General features: G+C 55.8%; 2 protein-coding genes. Both read right to left on the bottom strand.

Features of this window, described 5'->3' with window-relative positions; all coding sequences use genetic code 11:
* Positions 1-621, bottom strand: a 621-nt coding sequence (locus A3AY_RS0112865) for a nickel-dependent hydrogenase large subunit (protein WP_018326072.1), incomplete at its 3' end; no start/stop codon positions are given.
* The coding region (locus tag A3AY_RS0112860) for a hydrogenase small subunit (RefSeq protein WP_018326071.1) at positions 621-1,148 on the bottom strand (528 nt) is incomplete at its 5' end. The genes A3AY_RS0112865 and A3AY_RS0112860, both read right to left, overlap by 1 nt.

The raw sequence follows: 1,148 nt of genomic DNA, 5'->3' as shown, positions 1-1,148 counted from the left end.
GAGATAATGCGTCACCGCCATCAAATCGGCTTCCGGTGGCAACAGATAGGCCGGGTTGGTCCAGTAACCGTTCTTGAATGGTCCAAGCTGGCCACTCTCGACAAATTTGCGCAGCCGCGTTTGAATATCGCGGAAGTAACCTGGCGATGACATCGGGTGGTGCGGCGAAACAGACTGTTGCAGCACCGAGGTTGCAACTGGATCGGCCTTGAGCGCATTGATAGGATTTACCCAATCAAGCGCATGCAGGTGATAAAAATGGACCATGTGATCGTGAATCTGCAACGACAACTGCATGATGTTGCGGATCGAATTGGCATTTTCAGGGATCATAATGCCAAGCGCGTCTTCGACCGCACGCACAGAGGTTAGTGCGTGCGTGCCGGTGCAGACGCCGCAAATGCGTNGCACGAAGGCCCAGGCATCGCGTGGATCGCGGCCCTTGAGAATCACTTCCAGCCCACGCCACATCGTACCGGTGGAAACCGCGTTGCGGATAAAATTGTCGGCATCGATATTCACTTCACAGCGCATATGGCCTTCGATGCGGGTGACCGGATCAACGACCACGCGTTGGCCTGACGTGTCGAGATTAAAACCGTTTGGCGTCAGAATACCCATCAGCTGGCCCCTCCCTTTTCGCGGATGCGTTTGACGATGCTGGCTGCGGCGTGAATGGCTGCCGCAGAGCCGACGATCTTGGCACCGGTCCCGCCGATTTCATCAGCATTGGCTTCAATGCCAAAGCCATGAACGTCGGTCAGCCGGTTGTAGAAATCTCCCTTGTCCCAGAAGCCGTCTTCCGAGCAACCGATGCACGGGTGTCCAGACTGGATGGGGAAGGAAAGTCCGCCGTTCCATTTGACGGTCGAGCAAGCATTGTAGGTCGTCGGGCCTTTGCAGCCGACTTTGTACAGGCAATAGCCTTTGCGTGCGCCTTCATCATCGAAATGCTCGACAAACTGGCCGGCATCAAAATGCGGACGGCGATAGCACTTGTCGTGGATTCGCTGCGAATAGAACATTTTCGGCCGGCCTTGACGGTCGAGCTCGGGGAATTTCTCAAAGGTCAGAATGTAGGTGATAACGGCCGTCATAACTTCGGCGATTGGCGGACAGCCGGGGACCTTGATGATCGGTTTGCCGGG

This window comes from Rhizobium giardinii bv. giardinii H152 (assembly GCF_000379605.1).
Classification (GTDB): domain Bacteria; phylum Pseudomonadota; class Alphaproteobacteria; order Rhizobiales; family Rhizobiaceae; genus Pararhizobium; species Pararhizobium giardinii.
This window is presented reverse-complemented; position numbering and strand designations above follow the sequence as displayed.